This is a genomic window from Campylobacter sp. S4:11, from assembly GCF_024723695.1.
Classification (GTDB): Bacteria; Campylobacterota; Campylobacteria; order Campylobacterales; family Campylobacteraceae; genus Campylobacter_D; species Campylobacter_D jejuni_C.
Map to the genome: position 1 here is coordinate 1 of NZ_JANQDC010000119.1, position 299 is coordinate 299.

The window sequence follows — 299 nt, forward strand, 5'->3', positions numbered from 1 at the left end:
TTATGATGAAGCAGGTGATATTATTAGAGCTTTAGATGATGATGTTTTAAAAGGTAAATTAAAAGATCCAAGAGATATAGATTCTACTCCAGAGAGTAGATTGGAATTTGAATATAAAAGAGATGCTTATAAAAATGGGATGTTAAATGGTTATGGTGATAATATCCCAAGCGATTGGACGCAAAAAGAAGTAAAATTGTGGCTAGATACTTTAGTTTTACAAGCCAAACTAGCAGCCCTAACTCCTCCACAAGGCTATCCTAATGCACCTTATTATTTTAGTCCAGAAAGATTAGAAA

The 299-nt window shown here is 32.8% G+C and carries 1 pseudogene; it reads left to right on the top strand.

Features of this window, described 5'->3' with window-relative positions:
• Positions 1–299: pseudogene (locus tag CAMP5053_RS08490) on the top strand (hypothetical protein); the annotation flags it as partial.